A 26,615-nucleotide genomic window follows, 5' to 3' on the forward strand; every position below is an offset into this window, starting at 1 on the left:
GCCCGCCGGTGCGATACCGACGGGCCAGAGCGCTGTGCGCTGGGAACTCTTCACTAGCCGGCGGTGCCGACCAACAGTTCCCTGACGACGGGGGCGATCACCACGATCGCCTCCGGGCTGAGCATCGACCAGTGCGTGGTGGGCACCGAGGTGTGCCGGACCTCACCGGAAACCGCACCCGACCAGGACCGCGCCGCAACGGTGTCGTCGTCGCGACCCTGCCCCGCGGTGAACAGCAGCAGGTCGCCGTCGAACTCCCGCGGCCGGTACCGGCGCATCAGCTCCATCGAGTTGGTGGCGGTCACGACCATCTGCCGCAGCCACGCCTCGTCCACCGTCGACAGCGGCCCACCCGTGGACTCGCGCAGCAACTCCAGCACCTCCTCGATGCTCGCCTCGGCGGGATCGAGGCCGGCGGTCGCGGCGATGCCGAACCCGCCGAGGATCTCGTCCGCCGTCACGCCCGCGTCGTCACCGAGGCCGTCGGCCGCGTCACCGGCGAAGCTGTCGAGCATCGCGAGCATCTCCACCTGTTCGCCCGCGTCCTGCAACGCGGTCGCCATCGCGTGCGCGATGACGCCGCCGAGCGACCAGCCGATCAGCCGGTAGGGGCCGGACGGCTGGACGGCGCGGATCTCCGCGACGTACCGCGCCGCGATCTCCTCGAGCGAGGCCGGCAGGTCGGTCTCACCCGCGGCGGCCGGTGACTGCAGCCCGTAGACCGGGACCTGCGGATCCAGCGCCGCGGCAAGTCCGGTGTACGCCCAGGACAGCCCGAGCACCGGGTGCACGGCGAACACCGGGGTGGCGGCGCCGCCGGTGCGGATCGGCAGCAGCACGTCGAACATGTCGGCGGCAGGCGCGGTGCCGGTCCGCTCGGCCTCGACTGCCACCGCGATCCCGGCAGGCGTCGGGTCCAGGAACACCGCCCGCAGCGGCACCGTGACACCGAGCTCCTCGGTGAGCCGGGCCATCACCCGGGTCGCGGTCAGCGAGTTGCCGCCGAGGTCGAAGAACGACGCGTCCGCGGACACCCGCTCGAGGCCGAGCACCTCCCCGAGTACCGCCGCCACCGCGGCCTCGGTCTCGTTGGCAGGCTCCCGGTACTCGCCGGCGGCCCCGAACTCGGGCACCGGCAGCTGCTTGCGGTCCAGCTTGCCGCTCGCGTTGAGCGGGAACTCGTCGAGCACGACGATCGCGTTCGGCACCATGTAGGCCGGCAGGGCGGCGCCCACGAACGTCTTGAGCTCGTCGGAGTGCACCGACTGCCCGTCCTCCGGCACCACGTACGCCACCAGCTGGTCGCCGGTGCGCTCGTCCTGGACCACCAGGACCGCAGTCTGCAGGACCGCCGGGTGCGCGCGGACCGCCGACTCGATCTCCTCGAGCTCGATACGCTGACCGCGCAGCTTCACCTGGAAGTCGGTGCGTCCGATGTACTCGAGCACCCCGTCGCCGCGCCGGCGCACCAGGTCACCGGTCCGGTACATCCGTTCTCCGTCGACGGAGAACGGGTTGGCCACGAAGCGATCCGAGGTCAGGTCCGGGCGGGTCAGGTAGCCGCGGGCAAGCTGCGGGCCACCGATGTAGAGCTCGCCGGCAACACCCGCCGGGGTCGGGCGCAGCCCGGCGTCCAGCACGTGCGCCTGCACGTTCCACTGCGGCAGACCGATCGGCGTGGTGACGGTGTCCTCGGCGCGCGAGTGCCAGTTGGTCACCGAGACCGCAGCCTCGGTGGGCCCGTACATGTTGTGCAGACCCGCCGGAGTGAGCTGGTACCACCGGGCCACCGTCTCGGGCGGCAACGCCTCGCCGATCACGAAGGCACGCCGCAGCGTCCGCAGCGACTCGGCCTCCGCCACCGCGACGAACACCCCGAGCGGTGACGGCACGAACGTCGCCGTCGTCACCGAGTGCTCGGCGATCAGCTTGACCAGGTAGGACGGATCCTTGTGACCGTCCGGCTTCGCGATCACCAACCGGGCACCGTTCTGCAGGCCCCAGAAGAACTCCCAGACCGACACGTCGAAGGTCATCGCGATCTGCTGCAGCACCACGTCGTCGACGCCGAGACCGTACTCGGACTGCTTCCACACCAGCTGGTTGACGATCGCCCGATGCGTCAGCTCGACGCCCTTCGGCTTGCCCGTCGATCCGGACGTGAACATCACGTAGGCGGCGTTGTCCAGGCGCAGGGGTGCGCGACGGTCCTCGTCGGTGACCGGCGACGAGTCGTACCCGGTGGTGTCGAGGGTGTCGATCTCGAGCACGGTGAACCTCGGGTCCACCTCGAACCGGTCCCGCGACGTGGTCAGCACGCACACCGGATCCGCCGTCTCCAGCACGTAACCCGTCCGGTCCGCCGGATGATCCGGATCGATCGGCACGTACGCGCCACCGGCCTTGACGATCGCGTACATGCCGACCATCAGCTCCAGCGACCGCCGGACTCCCAACCCGACCATCGACTCCGGACCGACACCGAGGCCGACCAGGTGCCGGGCCAACCGGTTCACCCGCGCGTCGAACTCCGCGTAGGTCAGCTCCTCGCCCTCGAAGACCAGGGCGACCGCGTCCGGCGTCCGGCGTACCTGGGCGTCGAACAGGTCGGCCAGGGTGGCCGCCGGAATCTCGTGGTCGGTGGCGTTCAGCTCCGCGAGCCGACCCAGCTCGGACTCCGAGAGCACCTCGAGCTCGGCGACCGTGCTGTTCGGCGCGGCCACCAGGGTGGCCAGCACCCGATCGATCCGGTCCACCACGGACTGCATCTCCGCACGGGTGAACACGTCCGGCAGGAACTTGGCGTCCACCTGGATGCCGTCGCCCACCTCGACGTAGAGCGAGAGCGGGAAGGTGTTGGCGTCCGCGCCCTCCACCCCGAGCAGGCGCATGCCGTCGATGTCGCCGTCGCCGCCTGCGGCGGAGGCGTCGACCGGGTAGGACTCGAACACCGTGATGGTGTCGAAGACCGCCGCGGAACCGGCGCGCTGCTGGATCGTCGGCAGACCCACGAACTGGTGCTCGAGCAGGTCCGCCTGCTCGACCTGCACCCGGGCGAGCAGCTCGGCCAGGGACTCGCCGCGGTCGAGCCGGACCCGGACGGGCAGCGTGTTGATGAACATGCCGACCATCGACTCCACACCGGCCAGGCCCGCGGGGCGGCCGGACACCGTGGCACCGAACACCACGTCGTCCCGGCCGACCAGACGCGAGAGCACCAGGCCCCACGCCGCCTGGACGACGGTGTTGACCGTGACCCCCAGCTCGCGCGCGAGCGCGGAGATCTCCCCGGTGCGGGTGGCGTCGAGGTCGAGCGTCACCACCTCCGGCATGGCCGACTGCTCGCGGCCCCGATCCTCCGGCGCCAGCAGCGTCGGATCCTCGGCACCGTCGAGCGAGTGCGCCCACGCCTCCAGGGAGGTGTCGGCGTCCCGATCGGACAGCCACGCCAGGAAGTCGCGGTACGGGCGCGCCGGCGGGAAGGCGGAGCCGTCGCCGTGCGCGGCGTACAGCGCCACCAGGTCCCGGAGGATCAGCGGCATCGACCAGCCGTCCACCAGGATGTGGTGCGTGGTGACCACCAGGTCGTAGCGGTCGGCGGCCGTCGCGATCAGGCTGAACCGCACCAGCGGCGGCGCCGACAGGTCGAAGCGCCCATTGCGGTCCTCGTCGAGGAGTTCCTGGCGCCGGACGGCCGCGGCCGGGGCGTCCAGTCCGGTCAGGTCCACCCGGCGGAATGGCACGGGTGCGTCGCCCACGACCACCTGCAGGGCGTTGCCGTGCTCGTCGTGCACGAAGCCGGCCCGCAGGTTCGGGTGCCGGTCCACCAGCGCCTGCGCGGCGGATCGCAGGCGGTCTGCATCCACCACGCCGCCGAGCCCAAGGGTCAGCTGTGCGGTGTACACGTCGAGCGACGTCGCACTCTCCGCCAGCACCGCGTGGAAGAACATGCCCTCCTGCAACGAGGTCAGCGACCAGACGTCGTCGAGCGTCGGGTACCGCTTCTCCAGACGGTCGATCTCCCGCTGGGACACCGAGACCAGTGACAGGTCGGACGGCGTGAAGCCGGCCACCCGCGGACCACTCGTGGGCGTTGCCCATCCCGCGACCGCGTCGAGGGCTCGGACCCACAGATCCGCGAACTCCGACACCTCCGACTCGCCGAGCAGGCTCGACGGGTACGCGAACGTTGCCGTCAACCGGGTGCCCGTCACCTCCGCGTTGATGTCGACGGCCGCAGCAGCGGGCATGTCCGCATCGGGTGCTGCGGTGGCCGACAGCTCACCCGCGGGTGCGGGCAGCCAGCCGATCACCTGTCCCGTGTCGGTGTCGCCGCCGGCCATCTTGCCCAGGTAGTTGAAGCCGATCTGAGGCAGCGGGTACCCGGTCAGCTCGGGTGCCGTGCGCGGGTTCAGGTACCGCAGCAGCCCGTAACCCATGCCCTTGTCCGGCACGGCCAGCAACTGCTCCTTGACCGCCTTGAGTGCCCGGCCGGTGGCCTCGCCGCCGGCCAGCGCCTCCTCGACGTCGACGCCGTCCAGGTCCAGACGCATCGGGAACATGCTGGTGAACCAGCCGACCGTACGAGCGAGGTCAGCGCCGGGCAGCAACTCGTCCTCGCGCCCGTGGCCCTCGAGCTTGATCAGCGTGGAGTTCGACTCCTCGCCGCACCGGGTACGCCGCCAGGCCGTGGTGGCCAGCGCCAACGCGGTCAGCAGACCGTCGTTGACACCGCCGCGCACCGCAGCCGGTACCGCCGTCAGCAGCGCCTCGGTCGTGCTCTCGGACAGTTCCACCCGAACCTCACCGATCCCGGTGAAGAGGTCGACGCTCGGGTCCAGCGGCCGCCGAGTTAGCAGCGGGTCGGGGGTACCGGCCACCGAACGCCAGTAGTCCACCTCGGCCTCCCGCTCGGGGCGCACGGCCTCCTCCGCGAGCCCGTGAGCCCAACGACGCATCGAGGTACCGACCACAGCCAGCACCGGCTCGGTCCCGGCCGCGACAGCCTGCCAGGCCGTCACCAGGTCACCGACGAGGACGCGCCAGGACACGCCGTCAACCACCAGGTGGTGCGCGACGAGCAGGAGCCGACCGGTCCCCTCGACACCGGCCGCCGGCGTGAGCCAGACGTACCGGATCACCGATCCGGTCGCCAGGTCCAGTGCGGCCGCGGCCGCCTCCAGCGCCGGCGCCGCGAGCGCATCGAATCCCTGTGTACCGGGGAGTGCGGATGCGTCGAACTCGACGACGTCGACGAGCGCATCGACGTCCACCGATTCCGCCACCCGCGCAATCGGGGAGCCCTCGACCTCGGGGATCGAGGCACGAAGCATGTCGTGCCGTTCGGTGACCGCGGCCAGCGTCGCCACCAGGCCGACCCGGTCGATGCCTTCCGGCAGCGCCAGGTACGCCGGCATCAGCAGCCGGTTGTGCCCACCCGGGCGTTCGGTCATCCAGCGCATGATCGGGGTCAGCGGAAGGTCGCCGATGCCGCCGCCCGGCAACTCGGCCAGGACCTGCGGACCCGTCCCGTCGGATACCAGCGTCGCGACCTGGGCCAGCGCCGCCACGGTCTTACGCTCGAACACGTCACGGGTGCGGATCACCAGACCCGCCGCCTTGGCCCGTGCCACCAACTGGATCGAGACGATCGAGTCGCCGCCCAGCGCGAAGAACGAATCCGCCACGCTCACGCGGTCGACTCCGAGCACCTCCGCGAACAGCGCGGCGAGCGCCTCTTCGATCGGACCGACGGGAGCCACGTAGGACGCCGCCGAGGACCCGAAGTCGGGTTCGGGCAACGCCTTTCGGTCCACCTTGCCGTTCACCGTCAGCGGGATCGAGGCGAGCACCACGATTGCGGACGGCACCATGTGCGAGGGCAACGTCCGACCCACGAACTCGGTCAGCACGGCCGGGTCCACGGTGCTCCCGGCCACCGGCACCACGTAGGACGCCAGCACCGTCGCACCGGACGGTCCGGTACGACCGACGGTGACCGCGAACTCCACCGACTCGTGCGCCGACAGGGCCGCGTCGATCTCACCGAGCTCGATCCGGAAGCCACGCACCTTCACCTGGAAGTCACTACGGCCCACGTACTCGATCTCGAGACCGTTCCCGGTCTCGATCCACCGCACCACGTCGCCGGTCCGGTACATGCGAGAACCACTGTCCCCGTAGGGGTTTGCCACGAAACGATCCGCGCTCAACGAGGGCCGTCCGTGGTAACCGCGGGCCATCTGGACACCGGCGACGTACAGCTCACCGGCAGCGCCCATCGGAACCGGGTGCAGCCGCCGGTCCAGCACCATCGCGGACATGCCGCGGATCGGACCGCCGATGGTGAGCCGGTCCCCGACGCTCAGCGCCTCGCTGATGGCGACCATGATGATCGTCTCGGTGGGACCGTAACCGTTGTAGAAGTTCCGGCCCGGCGCCCAGACGCCGACCAGGTTGTCCGGTACCGCCTCGCCGCCCGCGACGAGGTGCACCAGGCTGTCCAGGCCCACCGGGGACAGGGTCGCCAGCGCGCCCGGGGTGATGAACGCGTGGGTGGCGCCGCCGGCGGCGATCACCTCGGCCAGTTCGCTGCCGCCGTACACGCCCGGCGGCACGATCACCAACGCGCCGCCCGCGCCTACCGCGAGCAGCAACTCGAGGATCGACGCGTCGAAGCTCGGCGAGGCAAAGTGCAGCGCCCGAGACTGTGCGGTCACGCGGTAGCGCTCACGCTGCTCGGCCGTGAAGTTCGCCAGGCCCTCGTGGCTCACCACGACGCCCTTCGGCAGACCGGTCGAGCCCGAGGTGTAGATGACGTAGGCCGTGTTCTCGACCTGCACCGAGGCAAGCCGATCCGCATCGGTGACCGGCGCGGTCGACTGCCGGCCCCAGAACTCGAGGAAACTCGGGTCGTCGAGGACCAGCCAGCCGACCGAACGCGGCATGTCCGCCGCATTCGCGGCATCGGTGAGGCCGACCACGGATCCCGAGTCGGTGACCATGTGCTCGAGCCGGTCGGACGGGTACGCCGGGTCCATCGGCACGAACGCGGCACCAGTCTTGGCCACCGCCCACAGCGCGACCTGTGAGTTGATCGACCGTGGCAGCGCAAGCGCGACGAACGACTCCGGGCCGAGACCCTTCGCGATCAGGATGCGCGCCAACGCGTTCGAGCGATCGTCCAGTTCGCCGTAGCTGAGGGTGTCGTCGCCGAGGATCAACGCCACGGCATCCCGATCACCCGCGGCCGCCGACAACAACTCGATCAGCGTGGTCGGCGCGACCTCCGCCGCTCCGAACACGGGGGCCAGCGAGGCGCGTTCCGCCTCGGTCACGATCTCGATGTCGCCGACCGGGGTCTCCCCCTCGGAGACCAGCGTCTGCAGCACCCGGACGAACCGGTCGGCGAGGGTACGAACCTCGCCCTCGTCCAGCAGGTCGGTGGCGTGCACGAACTTCAGGTACAGCGAGTTGTTCAGGCTCGCGACCAGGGAGACCGGGTAGTGCGCGGCATCGATGCCCGACATGCCGGTGACCCGCATACCTGCGATGTCGGTCGCGGACGTCGCGCCCGCCATGTCGACGGGGAACGACTCGAAGACCGCGAGGGTGTCGAACATCGCGGCCTCGCCCGCCGCCCGCTGGATCTCGGCCAATCCGACGTAGTGGTGGTCGAGCAGGTCCGCCTGCTCACCCTGGACGCGAGCGAGCAGGGCAGAAGCAGACTCGTTCGGGTCCAGGTGGATCCGAACCGGCACCGTGTTGATGAACAGGCCGATCATCGACTCGACGCCGGGGATCTCCGGCGGACGTCCGGAGACCGTCGCGCCGAAGACCGCGTCCTCGCGGCCGGTGAGTGCGGCGAGAACGACCGCCCACGCGGCCTGCACGAAGGTGTTCGGGGTCACCCCGAGTTCGCGCGAGCGTTCCGTCAGCCGGGCCGTCTCGTCCTCGTCGATCACGATCGTGAACTGCCCGGAGTCGCTGCTCTGCTCGCGACCGCGGTCGCCCGACACCAGTAGCGACGGTTCCTCAACGCCGGCGAGCGAGTCCACCCACGCCGCCCGGGACAGCTCGTGGTCCTGCTCGGCGAGCCAGGCCAGGAAGTCGCGGTACGAGCGGGTCGGCGGCAGCACACTGACGTCACCGTCCGCGGCGTAGAGCACCAGCAGTTCCTTGATGGTCAGCGGTGTCGACCAGCCGTCGGTGATGATGTGGTGGTCGGTCATCACCAGCTCGTAGTCGCCCTCGGCGAGGGTGATCAGCACCAACCGCATCAACGGCGGCGCGCCGAGGTCGAACTTGGCCGCACGCTCGGACTCCACGATCCGTCGCCGCGCGCGTGCGCGCTCCGTGGGGTCCAGGGCCGACAGGTCGACCGTGGTCACCGGCATCTCGACACCCTCCAGCACCACCTGCACGGCGATACCGGAGTCGTCGGTCACGAACGCCGTCCGGAAGTTCGGATGCCGGTCGATCAGCGCCTGCGCCGCCCGGCCCAGCCGCTGCGCATCGACGACGCCACCGAGTTCGAGTGACATCTGTGTTGTGTAGACGTCGAGCGAAGACTCCGCCAGGACGGCGTGGAAGTACATGCCGTACTGCAGCGGGGACAGCGACCAGATGTCGGTCAGGGTCGGGAAGCGCTCCTCGTACCGCTCGATCTGCGACTGGGTCAGCGAAACCAGCGGCAGGTCCGACGGGGTGAACCCGCCGGCGTCGGGGCCGACGGCGTGGCGGGCGATCGCGTCCAGCGCCCGACACCACAGCTGCGCCAGCTCGGTGACCTCCTCTGCCGACAGCACGCCGGTCGGGAAGTCGAATGCCGCGGAGAGAGTCTCGACGCCGTCGGAACTCTCGACCACCGCGTTGATGTCGAGTGCCGTCACCGGCATGTCGTCGTCGAGCGCGGATCCGAGTTCGCCGCCGTCCGAGACGGGCACCCAGCCCATCGCACGCATCTCGTCGGTGACCTCGAACGCTCCCGTCCGACCCAGGTAGTTGAAGCCGATCTGCGGGGCGGCGAAGCCACTCAGCTCGGCCGCGGTCTCATCGTTCAGGTGCCGGAGCATTCCGTACCCGATACCCCGGTCGGGGATGCCCAGCAGCTGCTCCTTGACCAGTTTCACCGCGCTGCCCGCCGCCGCACCACCGGCGAGGGCATCGACCACGTCGACACCCGAGAGGTCGAGCCGCACCGGGAACAGCGAGGTGAACCAGCCTACGGTCCGGGACAGGTCGGCACCGGGAAGAGCCTCTTCCTCACGGCCGTGGCCCTCGAGCGCGAGCAGGGTCGTCGCTTCGGAGGTCCCCCGCTCGGCCCGCCACTGCGTCACCGCGAGCGCGAGCGCCGCAAGCAGCCCGTCGTTGACCCCGCCACCGAAGGCTCTCGGCACAGCGGTCAACAGCGCATCCGTGGTCGCCGCGGACACCGTCACCCGCACGCCGTCGGTGGTCGCGGCCACGTCGACTGCGGGGTCGGTCGGCCGCGATCCCAGGATCGGATCGTCACCGTCCAGTACGCCACGCCAGAACTCCAGTTCCGCCACCCGGTGGTCGGTGCTCGCGGCCTCCGTGAGGCCGTGCGCCCACCGCCGCAGCGAGGTGCCCACGGGCGGCAACTCGGGCTCCGCGCCCGAGATCAGCTGCCCCCATGCGGATGCGAAGTCCGGCAGCAGGACTCGCCAAGACACCCCGTCCACCGCAAGGTGGTGCAGGATGACGAGCAGTCGCCCGTTGGTATCGACCAACTCGTCGCAGGGATCGAACCAGACGAACTGGGCGACCGTGCCCGATGCCGGATCGAGGCGATCGGCGCCTGCCTCGAACTCGCCGCGCACCAGCGCGACAAAATCCTCGGATCCCGGCTGCGCGGTGAACTCGACCCGGCGGACCAACTCGCCCGCCCGAACCCTGCCTGCCTCCGGAACCACAAGTCCCGCACCGTCGGGCAGCCACTGCAGTCGAAGGGCGTCGTGCCGGTCCAGAACGGCCTGGATGGTCGCCTCCACCGTGACCCGGTCGATTCCGAGGGGCAGCGTGACGAAGTTCGACTGCGAGAAGCGGTTGTGGCCGCCGGGCTGATCGGCCATGTCCCGCATGATCGGCAGCAGCGGCATCTCACCGACACCGCCACCCGGCAGCTCCTGCAACGACTCGGTCACGTCGAGGTCGGACAGTCCGGTCGCCACCATCGCCAGGGCGGAGACGGTCTTGTGCTGGAAGACCTGTCGCGCAGTCAGGCCGAGTCCCGCAGCCTTGACCCGGGTGACCAGCTGAATCGACATGATGCTGTCGCCGCCGAGTGCGAAGAAGGACTCCTCGACGCTGACCCGCTCCAGACCGAGGATTTCCGCGAACACCGCGGCGATCTTCTCCTCCTCGGGGGTGCGAGGCGCGACGTACGCCGGCTCCGCCGAGCCGAACTGCGGCGCAGGCAGAGCCCGCCGATCGAGCTTGCCGTTGATGGTCAGCGGCATCGAGTCGAGCACCATGATGGCGTCCGGAACCATGTACCCGGCCAACACCTTCGCCACCGAGTCACGGATCTCCGAGACGTCGAGGGCGATTTCACTCGCCCCGACCAGATAGGCCACCAGTCGCTGCCCCCGGTCGGTGTCGGATGCCAGCACGATCGCCTGGTCCACACCCGGATACGCGAGCAACGCGGACTCGATCTCGCCGAGCTCGATCCGCAAGCCCCGGACCTTGACCTGGAAGTCGGTGCGTCCCAGGAAGTCCAGTTCACCGTTCAATCGCCACCGCGCGAGGTCACCGGTGCGGTACATGAGCAACCCGGTGCCGCCGAACGGGTTCGCGACGAAGCGCTCCGCGGTCAGGTCGGCCCGCGCGTGGTATCCGCGGGCCAGCTGGTCTCCCGCGAGATACAGCTCACCCGCAACACCGGGCTGGACCGGGTGCAGACGCGAATCGAGAACGTACGCCTGGGTGTTCCACACCGGGCGACCGATCGGCACACTCCCGGCCTCACCGTCGTCGCAACGGTGCAGGGTGGCGGTCAACGTGACCTCGGTCGGACCGTAGGTGTTGTCGACCCAGGCATTGGTGACCTGGCGGGCCCGCTGTGCCAACTCCACCGGCACGGCCTCGCCACCGAGCATGAGCGCCCGCAACGAGTCCGGGAAGGCAAGGGTCCGGTCGGACAGCAGTACCGCGAGCATCGACGGCACGAACTCGAGAACTGCGACGTGCCAGGTCCTCGCCAGCTCCAGCAGGTACTCGGGGTCCCGATGTCCGTCCGGCTTCGCGATCACCAGGTGGCCACCGGCGACGAATGGCAGGAACAGCTCCCACACCGACACGTCGAAGACGACCGGCGTCTTCTGGATTGCGGCATCCCCCTCGCCGAAGCGATAGGTGTCCCGCATCCACGCCATGTGACTGACCACAGCGGCGTGTCCGACCGCGACGCCCTTGGGCAGGCCGGTGGACCCGGACGTGAAGATCACGTAGGCCGGGTTCGAGGTCCGCAGCGGACGCAACCGTTCGGCGTCCGTGACCGGGCCGGCGTCGAGATGCTCGACGTCGAGCCGGTCGATCTCGAAGACCGGGACGCCGGACGGCGAGCCGACGCCGTCCCATGAGGTGGTCAGAATGCAGACCGGGTCGGCAATGCCGAACACCAATTCCAACCGGTCGGCCGGCTGGTCCGGATCGACGGGCACGTACGCGCCGCCCGCCTTCAGCACCGCATAGATTCCGACGACCATCTCGAGGGACCGGCGAGCGCCGACCACGACCAGTGACTCCGGACCGACACCCACCGAGATCAGGTGCCTGGCAAGACGGTTCACCCTCGCATCGAACTCGGCGAAGCTGAGGGTGGTGCCCTCGAAGGTCATTGCCGGCGCGGCCGGCGAACGAACCACCGACCGGTCGAGCAGATCCACCAAGGTGGTGACCTCGACCTCCGCCGCGGTCTCGTTGAAGTCCGTCAGCAGCTCCGCACGCTGGCTCGGCTCGAGCAGGTCGATGTCGCCGACCACGGTCGCGGGGTCGGCGACCGCGGCGCTGAGCACGCGCACGAACCGCGTCGCCATCTGCCGGATGGACTCGCGGTCGAACAGGGCGGTCGAGTAGCCGAAGACGCCGGACATCCCGAGTCGGTTGCCGTCCTCGTCAGTCCGCGGCGAGAGCGAGAGCTCGAGGTCGTCCTTGACCTCCCCCAGCTCTGTCGCGACACCAGCGACCGACAACCCGGCCAGCTCGAACACCGGCGTCTCCAGGTTCTCGAACCCGAACGACACCTGGACCAGCGGAGAGTGTGCGGTCGACCGGGTCGGGTTGAGCACCTCCACGAGCCGCTCGAAGGGCACGTCCGCGTGTGAGAACGCCTGCAGGTCGGCCTCGCGCACCTTCTCGAGGACTGCGGCGAAGGAGTCTCCCGGCAGCACCTGGCTGCGCAACACCAGGGTGTTGACGAACATGCCGACGATGGGGTCGAGCGCCTCCTCGCCACGGCCGGCGACTGCGGTTCCGAGAGCGATGTCCTCGGTCCCGCTCAGCCGCATCAGCAGTACCGCGAACGCGGCCTGCGTCACCATGAAGGGAGTCGATCCGGTGGACCTGGCCAGCGAGTCGACCTGCTCTGCCACTTCTGCCGAGACGTCGAAGTGGAGCTGCTCGCCCCGGTTCGACTGCACCGCGGGCCGAGGCCGGTCGGTCGGCAGCTCCAGGACCTCGGGCAGCGCCGCCAACGCAGTCTTCCAGTACTCGATCTGCTTGAAGATCGAGGAGTCCTGATCCGTCTCCGCGCCGAGGACCTCGAGCTGCCACAGCGCGAAGTCGGCGTACTGCACCGCCAGCGGCTCCCACTGCGGCGCCTCACCCTGGCTGCGTGCGGCGTAGGCGAGCATCACATCGCGGGCCAGCGGCGCCAGCGACGCACCATCCGCACTGATGTGGTGGACCACGACCAACAGCACATGCTCGTCTGCCGAGAGCTCGAAAAGGGCGGCACGCAACGGAATCGAGTCCGTCACGTCGAAGCCGCGGCCGCCGAACTCGGCCGCGCGGGCCATCAGTTCGGACTCCGAGACCACGAATCGGTCCAGTTCGATCCGGGCCGAGTGCACGTCGAGCACCTGCTGCTCCGGCCCCTGGGGACCGGACGGGTAGATGGTGCGCAGCGACTCGTGCCGTGCCAGCACGTCACGCATCGACTGTTCCATCGCCCCGACGTCGAGGGTGCCGGTCAGCCGGACGCCCAGCGGGACGTTGTAGGCCGCCGACGAGGTGTCGAACTGGTTGAGGAACCACATCCGCTTCTGCGCCAGCGAGAGCGGGATACGGGCCGGCCGCGACCGCGCCGTCAGCTCCGGGCGGTCGATGTCACCACCGGCCGCGTTGGCGGCCCGGACGGCCAGGGCCGACACGGTCGGCGCGTCGAAGAGCTCACGCACGCCCATCCGCACGCCGAGGGCGGCGTTGACCCGCGCGACCACACGGGTGGCGACGAGCGAGTTGCCGCCCAGGTCGAAGAAGTCCTCGTCCACCGAGACCCGGTCCACCCCGAGCAGGTCGGAGAAGATCCCGGAGATCACCTCTTCGACCGGGTTCCGCGCGGCCCGGAACTCCGCGGTCTCGAAGACCGGCTCCGGAAGCGCTCGGCGGTTCAGCTTTCCGTTGGGGGTCAACGGGATCGAGTCCAGCGTGACGAAGGCCGACGGAACCATGTGCGAGGGCATGGAGGTGCCCGCGTATTCGGCCAGCACCGCCCGGTCGACGACGTGTCCCTCGGCCGGCAGCAGGTACGCGACCAGCACGGTGTTACCCGACGCCGTCCGGTGGCCGACGGTCGCCGCGAACTCGACGCTCTCGTGGCTCGCGAGCACGCCGTCGATCTCGCCCAGCTCGACACGGAATCCGCGCACCTTGAGCTGGAAGTCGCTGCGGCCCACGTACTCGATCTCGAGCCGGGACTTGTCCAGTGACTCGGAGCGGTCGAGCCAGCGAACCACGTCGCCGGTGCGGTACATCCGGCCGCCGGGCGCACCGAACGGGTCGGCGACAAACCGGTCCGCGGTGAGGTCGAACCGACCGTGGTAGCCGCGGGCCAGGGCCGGGCCCGCGAGATAGAGCTCACCCGCGACGCCGAACGGGACCGGACGCAGACGCGCGTCGAGCACCACCGCTGCCACGCCACGGAGCGGCCCGCCGATGGTGACCGGCGCACCCGCGACCATCCGATCGGTCATCGTCGCGATCATTGTGGTCTCGGTGGGGCCGTACAGGTTTCGCAACGGGTAGGTCGGGGCCCACCTCGCCACCAACTCCGGCGACACGGCCTCGCCGGCCACCGAGATCGACTCCAGGTCGACCAGACCCGCGGGGTCGACGGTGTTCAGCGCGGCCGGACCGGTGTACCCGTGAGTCACCCGGTGCTCGATCATCACGTCCCGCAGCTCGTCGCCGCCGTAGATTCCCGGCGGCACGATCACGCCCGCCGCACCGGCGTACGAGGACATGAGCAGTTCCCACACCGCGCCGTCGAAGCTCGGCGACGCGAAGTGCAGCACCCGCGAGGTCCGCGAGAGCCCGAACCGGTCACGGTGCTCGGCCGCGATGTTCACCAGGCCGGTGTGGGTGATGACGACGCCCTTGGGCAGGCCGGTGGATCCGGACGTGTAGACCATGTAGGCGGGGTTGTGCACGCGCAGCGGACGAGTCCTGTCGGCGTCGGTGACCGGCGCCGTCGACTCCTCGGCACACCGAGCCAGGAAGTCCGCGTCGTCGACCGCGAGCCAACGGACACCGGACGGGAGGGCAGCATTCGACTCGGTCGTCGTCAGCCCCAGTGCCGCACCGGAATCGGCCGCCATGTGCTCGATACGCTCGGTCGGGTAGACGGGGTCGATCGGCACGAATGCGCTGCCGGTCTTCGCCACGGCCCATACCGCGAGCACCGACTCGACCGAGCGGGCCAGGGACAGCGCCACGAACGACTCCGGGCCGGCGCCCTGGGAGATCAGCACGCGCGCCATCGCGTTCGACCGGTCGTCGAGCTCACCGTACGAGACAACCCGGTCACCGGCGATCAGCGCAGGCGCGTCCCGGTCGGTCAGGTTCGCCGTCAACAGCGCGGGCAACGTCGTCAGCTCGGCCGACGGCGCGCCGGGCACCGGCGCCAGCAGATCCAGGTCCTCGTCGACGAGGATGCGCAGGTCACCGACCGGGCTGGTCGGCGCCGCGACGGCGGACTCGAGCAGCCGGACGAAGTAGGTCGCGAAGGCCTCGACCGTGGACTCGTCGAACAGGTCCACCGCGTAGGTGAACTCGGCATCGAGCGATCCGCCTCCGGCGGGGTCGCTCTCGACCAGCATCAACTGCAGGTCGTACTTGGCCGCCAGCAGGCCGGACTCGAGCGCGCGCACCGTCAGCCCGGGCAGCTCGATCTCCGCCTGCTCGAGGTTCTGGAAGGCGAGCAGCACCTGCGCGAACGGCGCGTGGGAACGCGAGCGGGCGGGGTTCAACGCCTCGACCAACTGCTCGAACGGCACGTCGGCGTGTCCGAACGCGTTCAGGTCGGTCTCCCGGACGTGCCCGAGCAGGTCGACGAAGGACGCGTCCGCGTCGATCTCGCTGCGCAGCACCAGGGTGTTGACGAACATGCCCACCATGTCGTCGAGCTGACGCTCGCCGCGGCCGGCAATCGGGGTGGCGATCGCCAGGTCGTCGGAGTTGCCGATCCGCGACAGGAACGCGGCCAGCGCGGCGTGCACGACCATGAACAGCGTCGCCCCGTGCGCCCGCGCGAGGTCGTCGAGCTTCGCCCGCAGCGGTGCGTCGACACGGAAGTTCACGCCGCCCGCCACGAAGGACTGCTGCGAGGGACGCAGCCGGTCGGTGGGCAGTTCGAGCACCTCCGGCAGCCCCGCCAGTGCGGACTTCCAGAACTCGATCTGCTTGGCTGCCACCGAATCCGCGTCGTCGAGCGAGCCGAGCACCTCGCGCTGCCAGATGCTGTAGTCGGCGTACTGGACCTCGAGCGGGGTCCACCGCGGGGCGTCACCCGAGACCCGCGCCAGGTACGCGGTGACCAGGTCCCGGGCCAGCGGGGCGGTGGACGCACCGTCGGACGAGATGTGGTGCACCGAGATCGCCAGCACGTGGTCGGCGGCGCCACCGGCGCCCGACCCGGCCGCCGAGACCTCGACCAGCCGGACGCGCAGCGGAATCGCCGCGGTCACGTCGAAGCCCTCGGAGAAGAATCCGAGCAGGTCCGCGGCCAGGTCGGCCTCCGCGACGGCGGACTCGCTCACGTCGAGCGCAACGTCGTCGATCGGCAGGATCACCTGGTGCGGGCCGGTCTCGCTGTCGGGGAACGTCGTCCGCAGCGACTCGTGCCGGGCGAGCACGTCGCCGAGCGCCGAGCGCAGGATCGCGGTGTCGAGCGCCCCGGTCAGCCTGATCGCCATCGGAATGTTGTAGACCGGCGAGCTGGTGTCGTACTGGTTGAGGAACCACATGCGCTGCTGCGCGAGCGAGAGCGGGATCCGTCCCGAACGCGGGCGCACCGACAGTGCCGGTCGGTCCGCTCCGTCGGTCCCGGCGCGCTCGATCCGGGCCGCCAGCTCGGCGACCGTCGGCGCCTCGAACAGGTCACGCAGTCGCAGCGACGCCCCGGTACCGGCGTTGACCCGCGCGATGGTGCGGGTCGCCACCAGCGAGTCGCCACCGAGCGCGAAGAAGCTGTCGGTGGCGGAGACCCGGTCCACCGAGAGCAGCTCGCCGTACACCGCGGCGACGATCTCCTCGGCCACCGTCGCCGGCGCCCGGTACAGCTCGTCCGAGGTGCCGAACTCGGGGTCCGGCAGTGCCTTTCGATCCAGCTTGCCGCTCGGGGTCAGCGGGATCTCGTCGAGGACCACGACCGCGGAGGGCACCATGTAGTCCGGCAGTGCCGCGGCCGCCACCGCGGTTGCCGCGGCCTCGAGTCCCTCGGTCGCCCCGGTGGGAACCAGGTAGGCGACCAGCCTGTCGATCCCGCTGTCGGTGGTCTTGACCACCACGGCGGCCTGGGCGATCCGCGGGTCCGCCGACAGCACCGACTCGATCTCGCCCAACTCGACCCGCAGGCCACGGATCTTGACCTGGAAGTCGGTGCGGCCCACGTAGTCCAGCTCGCCGTCCGCATTCCAGCTGACCACGTCGCCGGACTGGTACATCCGTGCGCCGTCACCACGGAACGGGTTCGCCACGAACCGGGCGGCGGTCAGCTCGAAGCGGTTGCCGTAGCCGCGGGCGACGCCGACGCCGCCGATGTACAGCTCGCCGGGCACCCCCGGCGGCACCAGTCGGAGCTGCTGGTCGAGCACGTACAGCTCGTAGTTCGGCAGCGCCGGTCCGATCGGCACCCGGCCGTCCGGGTAGCCGGTCGTGACCGAGCGCAGCCGGTGGTCGGTGATCATGTCGGTGGCCTCGGTCGGGCCGTAGTTGTTGTGCAGTCGGGTGCCCGCGGCCTCCAGGTGCGCCAGCCGCGCCGGGTTGAAGCTCTCGCCTCCCAGGTGCAGCGAGCGCAGCGCGGTGAGCACGCCACGCTCGTCCGCGTCCAGCAGGATGCCGAAGGCGCTCGGCGCCAGGTTCGCGTTCACGACGCGCCCGCGCTCGATGATCTCCAGGATCTCGACGGGGTCGAACGGGTCGCCTGCCAGGTGCAGCACGCCGCCCGCGGACAGCGTGACCCAGACGTTCTTCTGGGTCTGGTCGAAGACCGGCGAGTTCGCCACCAGCGCACCGTCGCCCGGCTCCAGCAGGATCTCGCCGCGGTACCACTCGGCAGTGTTGAGGACGCCTGCCATCGGGACCAGGGTCGGCTTGGGCCGGCCCGTCGACCCGGACGTGGTGATCACGTAGGCCAGTCGATCGCCCGCGCCGGCGTCCAGCCACCGGTTCCGCGGCGACGTGGCGTCGCGCTCGGCCAACCGTGCCGACGTCTGCGGGTCGTCGAGGCGCAGAACTGTCCCCTGGTAGCCGTCCACGGCGGTCGCCGCGACGGTGGTGACCACCGCGCGCACGTCACAGTCCTCGAGGATCGCCCGGACTCGGTCGGCCGGTGCCGACGGGTCCACCGGCAGGTACGCGGCGCCGACCTTCCAGCTGGCCAGCATGCCGACCACCCAGTTCACCGACCGCGGCACCACCAGTGCGACGACGTCGTCCACTCCGACGCCCTGGGCGAGGAGCTCGTGGGCGAGCTGGTTCGCGCGGCGGTCGAGCTCGCCGCGGCTGACGACGGCGTCGGCCGACACGACGGCGGGCGCGGCCGGGTCCTCGGCGGTACGGGCCTGGATCCGTTCGATCAGCGTCTCGGTGGTGCGCGCCAGGTCGGTCTCGTTCCACCGCTCGAGCAGTGCCTGCTCCGCGGCGGTGACCAGCTGCAGGGTGCTCACCCGGGCGTCCGGCCGCTCGACGAATCCGCGCAGCACCGCGATCATCCGCTCCAGGTGCCCGACGACGGTTGCCTCGGCGAAGGCCTCGTGCTGGAACTCCGCGGCGAACTGCAGCCGGCCGTCAACCGGGGCCGCCACGATCGAGAGCGGGAAGTGGCTCGCTGCTTCCGATTCCACGCCTGCCAACCGCACGCCGGCGATGTCGATGTCGCCGCCGACCCCGGAGGTGTCGACGGGATAGGACTCGTAGATCACCGCGGTGTCGAAGACCGCGCCGTCACCGGCGGCCTTGTTGATGTCGGTCAGACCGACGAAGTGGTGGTCGAGCAGGGCCGCCTGCTCCGCCTGCACCCGGGCGATCAGCTCGCCGACGGATTCGAGGGGCTTGACCCGCACCGCCACCGGGATCGTGTTGATGAACAGCCCGGCCATCGACTCCACGCCGGACAGGTCGGACGGACGCCCCGACACGGTCGCGCCGAAGACCACGGTGTCCCGGCCGCTGAGCATCCCCAGCACGACCGCCCAGGCAGTCTGTACCAGCGTGTTCAGGGTGACACCCAGTCGGCCGGCGAGGGCCTCGGCCGCCGCGGTCTCCTCCTCGGTGAGCGTGCCCTCGACCTTGCCCGGCACGGACGAGTGGCCCGAGCCCTGCACGGCGGGGGCCAGCAGGGTCGGATCGTCGACCCCGGCGAGCGCCTCGCGCCACACCCTCAGCGATTCACCGCGATCCTGCCCGGCCAGCCACAGCAGGTAGTCCCGGTACCCACGCGGAGCGGGCATCGCGGAGTCGTCGCCGTCGAGGGCGTACAGCGTCATCAGCTCGCGCACGACGATCGGCGTGGACCAGCCGTCGAGGATCACGTGGTGGTTGGTGAACACCAACTGCCAGTGGTCCTCCCCCAGGTCGAGCAGGGTGAGTCGGACCAACGGCGGCGCCGTCATGTCGAAGCCGGCGATCCGGTCGGCGTCGAGGATCCGCCCGCGCTCGGCCTGCCGCGCCTGCGGGTCGAGGCCACCGAGGTCGAGCACGGTCAGCGGCGCGGGCGCCAGTCCGGACACGACCTGGACCGCGCCGATCTCCTCGTCGACGACGAACGCCGCACGCAGGTTCGGATGCCGGGCGAGCAGTCGGTCGGCGGCGCGACGCAACCGGTCCGGATCCATCGACCCGGTGAAGTCCAGTACGAACTGCGCCGTGTACACGTCCACGACGTCGGCGAGGCCCTCGGTCAGCAGCGCGTGGAACAGCAGGCCGTGCTGCAGCGGGGACAGCGACCACAGGTCCTCGAGGCCGGGGTAGCGTGCCTCGAACGCCTCGATCTGGTGCTGCGACATCGACACCAGTGGCAGGTCCGTCGGCGTGAGGCCGCCGGCCGTCTCGGACCGCGCGTGCGCACTGATCGCCGTCAACGCCGCGCGCCAGAGCCCGGCGAACTCCTCGATGTCGGCCTCGGTGAACACGCCCCGGGCGAAGCCGAGGGTCGCGGACAACACGCCGTCGGAACGCACCGAGGCGTTGACCTCGAGCGCGGATCCGGCCGCCATGCCCGCGTCCGAGGCGCCGCCCAGCGGACCGCCGTCGGTGACCGGGATCCAGCCGAGCCCACGGATCTCGTCGGTGAGCTCGGCGCCGCCGAGTCGGCCGAGGTAGTTGAACGCGACCTGCGGTGCCGAGCCGGAACTGAGCTCGCGCCCGGTCTCCGGGTTCAGGTAGCGCAACTGCCCGTAGCCGACGCCCTTGTCCGGCACCTCGAGCAACTGCTCCTTGACTGCCTTGACCGCGGCTCCGGCGGCCGCGCCACCCGCGAGCGCGTCGTCGAGGTCCACCCCGGAGACGTCGAGTCGGACCGGGAAGACGCTGGTGAACCAGCCGACGGTCTGCGACAGGTCGGCACCGGGCGCCACCTGCTCCTCGCGGCCGTGACCCTCGAGGGTGATCAGCGTGGACGACTCCGCCGCGCCCCGGCCGCGCCGCCACTGTGCGATCGCGATCGCGAGACCGGCGAGCAGTCCGTCCTGCACGCCGCCGCGGAACCTCGCCGGCACCGCGCTCAGCAGTCCGTCGGTGATGTCCGCGTCCAGCTCGAGGCAGACCTCTCCCCTGGTGGCTGCGGTGTCCAACGTGGCGTCGAGCGCGCGGGCACCGATCGGCGGTTCCGGACGGGCGAGAACCTCACGCCAGTAACCGAGTTCGGACCTCCGGGCGTCGGAGACCGCGTCGTCGGCGAGGGCGTGCGACCAGCGTCGCAGCGAGGTGACCTCCGGCTCGAAGGTCGGGATCCCGCCCGCGACAATCTGGCCCCACGCGGCCGCGAGCCCGGGCACCAGCAGTCGCCAGGACACGCCGTCCACGGCGAGGTGGTGCAGCACGAACAGCAGGCGGCCGTTCTCGTCGCCAAGTGCCGGAGCCGGGTCGAACCACACCACCTGCACCATCACACCGCCGGCGGGGTCGAGCCGGTCCGCGGCCGCGTCCAGTCCGGCGGAGGCCAGCGCGGCGAATCCCGCGCTGCCGGGCAGTGCGTCGGCGCCGAACTCGACGCGCTCGAGCAGCGGGTCGGCAAGGACAGAACCGACCGGACCGGTCCGGAGCAGTTCCGTTCCGCCCGCGTCGACCAGCGACGCGCGCAGCGCCGCGTGCTGGTCCAGCACGGCCTGCAGGGTGCGCGCGAGCACGGCGCGGTCCAGGCCCAGCGGCGCCGTCAGCAGGACCGCCTGTGAGAACCGGGAGGCGGCGCCGAGGTCTCGTGCCCAGCGGGCCACCGGCAGCAGGGGCATCTCGCCCACCGCGCCGCCCGGCAGTTCCGCCAGCACGACGGCCGCGCCGTCGGACGCACGGGTCGCGATCTGGGCGAGACCGGCGACGGACTTGCGCTCGAAGACGTCCCGCGCCTTGATCAGCACGCCGGCGGCCTTGGCGCGCGAGACGAGCTGGATCGAGACGATGCTGTCGCCGCCCAATGCGAAGAAGGAGTCGGCGACGCTGACCCGGTCCACGCCCAGCACCTCGGCGAACAGGCCGGCGAGGATCTCCTCCATCTCGGAGGACGGCGCGACGTACGACTCGGTGATCGATCCGAAGTCCGGCTCCGGCAGGGCCTTTCGGTCCACCTTGCCGTTGATGGTCAGCGGAAGCGCGTCGACCACCACGACCGCCGCCGGCACCATGTGCGACGGCAGCGTGCGGGAGACGAACTCGGTCAGGTCACCGGCACCGACGGTGGCACCGGAGACCGGAACGACGTAGGACACCAGCACCGTGGCGCCGGACGGGCCGTCCCGGCCGATGGTGAATGCGGTGTCGACGGACTCGTGGGCGGCCAGGGCACCGTCGATCTCGCCGAGCTCGATCCGGAAGCCGCGGACCTTCAGCTGGAAGTCGCTGCGGCCCACGTACTCGATCTCCAGCCGCGACCGGTCCCCGAGCGGCGAGCGGTCCAGCCAGCGCACCAGGTCGCCGGTGCGGTACATCCGCGAGCCTGCCGGTCCTGCCACATCGGCGACGAACCGGTCGGCGGTCAGGTCGAAGCGCCCGTGATAGCCGCGTGCCAGCGCGGGACCGGCGAGGTACAGCTCACCCGTGACACCCAGCGGAACGGGGCGAAGACGCCCGTCGAGGACCAACGCCGAAACGCCGCGCAGCGGACCGCCGATGGTGACCGGATCGCCGGCGACCATCGGATCCGACATTGCAGCGACCATGCTGGTCTCGGTGGGGCCGTACAGGTTTCGGAACGGGTAGATCGGTGCCCACTTGGCGACCAATTCCGGTGAGACGGCCTCGCCGGCCACCGAGATCGACTCCAGGTCGGTCATCCCCGAGAGGTCGACGGTGTTCAGGGCAGCCGGGCCGGTGTACCCGTGCGTGACCCGCTGCTCGAGCAGCACCTCGCGGAGCTCGTCGCCGCCGTAGATCCCCGGCGCCACGATGACCGCGGCCGCACCGGATCCCGAGGCCATCAGCAGTTCCCACACGGCACCGTCGAAGCTCGGCGACGCGAAGTGCAGCACCCGGGCCTCGGGGCGCAGGCCGAACTTCTCGCGATGCTCGGCGACGATGTTGACCAGTCCGGTGTGGGTGACCACCACGCCCTTCGGCAGGCCAGTGGATCCGGAGGTGTAGACCATGTAGGCCGGGTTGTGCACCCGAAGCGGCGCCGTCCGGTCCAGGTCCGACACCGCACTCGTGGACTGCGCGTCCCACGTCGCGCGGAAGCCCTCGTCGTCGAGCGCCAACCACTGCACGCCGGACGGCAACGACTCGGCCGACCCGGACAACGTCAGACCGAGTGCGGCCCCCGAGTCGGAGGCCATGTGTTCGATCCGGTCCGACGGGTAGGCCGGGTCCATCGGCACGAATGCCGCGCCCGACTTCGCCACCGCCCACACCGCGACGGCCGACTCGATCGAGCGCACCAGCGACAGTGCGACGAAGGTCTCGGGACCGGCACCGTGCGAGATCAGGACTCGGGCAAGGGCGTTCGAGCGGTCGTCCAGTTCGCCGTAGGACATGACCTGGTCGCCGAACACCAGGGCCGGCGCGGACCGGTCGGCGGTACCCGAGGTCAGCAGGTCCGGCAGCGTCGTCGGCTCCGCGGACGGCGCGCCTCGCACGGGCGAGAGCGCGCGACGCTCGTCGGGGTCGGTGACCTCGACGTCGCCGACCGGCGCGGACGGGTCCGCGGTCACCGCGACGAGCAGCCGCACAAAACGCTGCGCCATCGTGTGCATCGTCGACTCGTCGAACAGGTCCGTCGCGTAGACGAATCCGCCGGTCATTCCCGAACCGTCCGAGTTCTCGCCGAGCGAGAACTGCAGGTCGAACTTCGCGAAGATCACCCCGGGGTCGACCTCGCTGACCACCAGGTCGGGCAGCTCGAGGACCGCAGGCTCGGTGTTCTCCAGAGCGATCACGACCTGGAAGATCGGGCTGTGCGAGGTCGAGCGCTCGGGCGCCAGGATCTCCACCAGACGCTCGAACGGGACGTCGGCGTGCCCGAGCGCACCGAGATCGGATTCTCTCGTGCTGCGAAGCATCTCGGCGAACGACGCCGACGGATCGACCACGGTGCGCAGTGCCAGCGTGTTGACGAACATCCCGACGAGGTCGTCGAGCTCACGCTCGCCACGGCCCGCGGTCGGGGTGCCCAGGACGATGTCGTCGGTGCCGGAGATCTTCGAGAGCAGCAGCGCGAAGGCGGCGTGCACGGCGGTGAACAGGGTGACCCCGTGCTCGTGCGCCAACCCGAGCAGACGCTCGTGCAGGTCCGCGTCGATCTCGAACTCGACCAGTCCGCCGGTCATGGAGACCACCGGGGGCCGCGGCCGGTCCGTCGGCAGCGCGAGCACGTCCGGGATGCCGGCGAGCGCGTCGACCCAGTAGTCGACCTGGCGGGCGAGCAACGACTCCGGATCGTCCGCACTGCCCAGCAGTTCCCGCTGCCACATCGAGTAGTCGGCGTACTGAACCGCGAGCGGGGCCCACTCGGGGCCTGCGCCCTGTGCGAGGGCGGAGTACGCGACGACGACGTCGCGGGCGAGCGGCGCCAGGGACGCGCCGTCGGAGGCGATGTGGTGCACCAGGAACAGCAGCACGTGCTCGGTCTCGCCGAGCGCGAACAGCACCGGCCGCACCGGCACCTCGGTGGCCACGTCGAAGCCCTGCGACGCGCGCGCGGCCAGCTGCCGCATCAGGTCGCCCTCGTCGGCGACCGCGACCGCGGTCAGGTCCAGTTCCAGGTCGTCGACCGGCAGCACGACCTGGTGGGGACCGGCGCCGTCGTCCGGGAAGACCGTGCGCAGCGTCTCGTGGCGCTCGAGCACGCTCGTCACCGCCGCGGCCAGTGCCGCGGCGTCGAGACGACCGACCAGCCGGATGCCCAGCGGGAGGTTGTACGCGGGTGAATCCGTGTCGAACTGGTTGACGAACCACATCCGCGCCTGCTGCAGCGAGAGCGGAATCCGGTCCGGCCGCGGGCCTGCCACCAGCGCCGGGCGACGCGCGCCGCCGCCGGATGCGCTCGCCTCCGCCAGCCGGGCGATCTCGGCCACGGTCGGCGCGTCAAACACCTCTCGCAGGCTCAGGTCCGAGCCCACGCCGGCGTTGATCCGGGCGACCACCCGCGCGGCCGACAGGGAGTTGCCGCCGATGTCGAAGAAGGAGTCGTCCGCACCCACCCGCTCGGTCCCGAGGATCTCGGCGAAGGTCTCGGCGACGAGCTTCTCGAACGTGGTCGACGGTTCCCTGAAGTTGTCGTCGGCGTGCTCGAAACTCGCCTCCGGCAGAGCCTTCCGATCGATCTTGCCGCTGGCGTTGAGCGGCATCTGGTCGAGCACGAGCACCGCGTCGGGCACCATGTACGACGGCAGGGCGGCACCCAGGTCCGCGCGCAACGCGTCCGGGTCGACGGTCGCCCCGGCCGCGGCCGTGACGAATCCGACCAGGCGCTGGTTGCCGTGTCGTTCCTGCACCACGACGATCGACTGCAGCACGTCCGGGCAGGCGACCAGCGCGGCCTCGATCTCGCCGAGCTCGACCCGCAGGCCCCGGATCTTGACCTGGAAGTCGCTGCGGCCGACGAACAGGAGCTCGCCGTCGCTGCGCTCGCGGACCACGTCCCCGGTCCGGTACAGCCGCGAACCCGGGGTTCCGAGCGGACTCGCGACGAAGCGGGAGGCGGTCAGTGCGGTCATGCCGCCGTAGCCGCGCCCGACCGCGAAGCCGCCGATGTACAGCTCACCGGTGATGCCCTGCGGCACCGGACGCAACCGGCGGTCGAGCACGTGGTGCTCGACCCCGGGCACCGGGCTGCCGACCGGGATCGGCAGCTGCTCGGCGTCGGGGCGGGAGAGGTCGAGTTCGTAGAACGTGGTCACGTCCGAGGCCTCGGTGGGCCCGTAGCTGTTGAGTACCCGGGTCGTGCCGCCGACCAGGCCCGCGAAGGCCGCCGGGCGCACCTGCTCGCCGCCGAGCGCCACCACGTCGAGCTTCGCCAGCACCCCGTCGGTGTCGAGGTCGACGAGCACCTCGAAGGCACTGGGCGCCATGTTCGCCACCTGGATCGCCCCGGCGCCGATCCGTCGCAGGATCGCCTGCGGGTCGAACTGGTCATCGGCCAGGTCGAGGACGCCGCCCGAGGTGAGCGTGGCCCAGACGTTCTTCTGCGTCAGGTCGAACAGCGGTGAGCTGGCAACGAGCACACCGGCGCCCTCGGCCGCGGCCAGCACGCTGCGGTACCACTGGAAGGTGTTCGAGACGCCACGCATCGCGACCATGGTCGGCTTGGGCCGACCGGTCGAACCGGAGGTGGAGATCACGTATGCCAGCCGGTCCCCCGCACCGGCCTCGCCCCACACGTCGGGGAGGTCCGCGGTGTCGTGCGACGCCAGGCGGGCCGAGGTCTCGGGGTCGTCGAGGACTGTCACCTCGACCGGCGAGTGTTCCCGATGGACCCAGCCGCTCGTCGTCACGACCGCCCGCGCACCACTCGCCTCGAGCAGACCGGCCGTCCGCTCGAGCGCCCACTGCTCGTCGAGGGGCGAGTACGCGGCCCCGATCTTCCAGGCCGCCAGCATGCCCACGATCCACTCGACGGACCGCGGAACCACCAGCGCGACCACGTCGTCCGGCCCGATTCCGCGGGCGGCGAGTTCCCGCGCGAGCTGATTCGCCCGACGGTTCAGTTCACCACGGCTGGTCGTGGCCCCGTCCGCGGCCACCGCGACCGCGGCAGGATCCCGATCGACCCAGTGCTGCCAGCTGGTCACCGCGGATTCAAGCGGCCACCCCTGGTCGCCGGGCCCCTCGGCCTGCGCGTCGTCGTCTCCCAGCCCGGCGTCGGACGCATCAGCCCCGATCTTGGCCAGGACCGCGCCGATCCCGCCCTCGGCGGCCACCACCATCGGCACCAGCCCGGTCAGGACCACAGACACGATCGCCTCGGCGTCCATCCCGCGCTCGGCCAGCGGACCGGCAAGCAACTGCAGACGCTCGTCGAGCTCCCGGTAGGTGACTGCTGTCCCGTCGACCGATACGACGACCATGTCCGGCTCCGCCTTCGCGAGAGCGGTGATCACACGAGGCAGATTCGCAACAGACAACAGTGTCCTCCGAGAGCTTTCAAGCTGGTTTGAGTTCAATACCGCATGACGACCTGACGGGCCGCGGCGGGACAAATTGGCGCGCTCCGAACATACGTC

Annotated in this window: 1 protein-coding gene; it reads right to left on the minus strand. The window is 70.6% G+C overall.

What is annotated here, in order from left to right; translation table 11 throughout:
- Positions 1–53: 53 nt before the first annotated feature.
- Entirely contained in the window at positions 54–26,492 is a 26,439-nt protein-coding gene (locus ACFO6S_RS13615) for a non-ribosomal peptide synthase/polyketide synthase (RefSeq protein WP_378417778.1), read from the minus strand.
- Between the last annotated feature and the right edge of the window lie 123 nt (positions 26,493–26,615).

The sequence above is a fragment of the Rhodococcus kronopolitis genome (genome assembly GCF_042654025.1).
In the GTDB taxonomy this organism is placed as follows: Bacteria; Actinomycetota; Actinomycetes; order Mycobacteriales; family Mycobacteriaceae; genus Rhodococcus_G; species Rhodococcus_G kronopolitis.